General features: G+C 52.7%; 1 protein-coding gene. It reads left to right on the top strand.

The genetic code is table 11. The features are described 5' to 3' along the window. Positions 1-23 precede the first annotated feature (23 nt). Positions 24-848, top strand: an 825-nt coding sequence (locus J3L16_RS15865; protein ID WP_207614040.1) for a peptidogalycan biosysnthesis protein, incomplete at its 3' end; no start/stop codon positions are given.

Genomic DNA, 848 nt, shown 5'->3' on the forward strand with positions numbered 1-848 from the left:
ACATTTGCGTAAAGTCCTGTCACATGACTGACAACGCCATCGAAATTACCGCCCATCCTGACCTATCCACCATATCGCAAGCTGATTGGGATGCCTGCGCATGCCCAGAAGACGGCAGGCCTTTTGACCCATTTACGACGTACCGATTTATCAAAGCGCTTGAGGACAGCGGTTCCGTTGGCGCTGGTTCAGGTTGGCAGCCACGTTATTTGACCGCCACACAAAATCAACAAGTGATCGCCGTCGCGCCGCTTTATGCAAAGGGCCATAGTCAAGGCGAATATATCTTCGATCACAATTGGGCGCATGCCTTTGAGAACGCAGGCGGGCGATATTATCCGAAGTTGCAATTGGCCGTGCCGTTTACCCCAGCTACAGGCCGTCGCTTTCTAACCCGTCCCGGGTTTGAGGTCGTCGGTATGTCTGCGATTGTGCAAGGTGCGATCCAAATCGCTGCTGACAATGGGTTATCATCCGTCCATGTCACCTTTTGCACAGAAGCAGAGGCAATCGCTGGTGAAGAGATGGGATTGCTGCCCCGGATTGGTCAGCAGTTTCATTGGGTAAACGATAGCTATACTGACTTTGATGGGTTCCTCGGCAGCCTCGCTAGTCGCAAGCGCAAGAACATCCGCAAAGAGCGTGCTCAAGCCAATGGGTTTGGTGGTGAGATTAAGATGCTTACTGGTGATGATATCCAGCCAGAGCATTGGGAGGCGTTTTGGCGGTTCTACCAAGACACAGGCAATCGCAAGTGGGGCACACCCTATCTCACGCGCCAGTTCTTTGACATCGCGCAAGAGACTTTGAGAGACGATATACTGCTGTCGCTTGCCGTTCGTGATGGC

It is taken from the genome of Alteromonas sp. 5E99-2 (assembly GCF_017368475.1).
Taxonomy (GTDB): domain Bacteria; phylum Pseudomonadota; class Gammaproteobacteria; order Enterobacterales; family Alteromonadaceae; genus Alteromonas_F.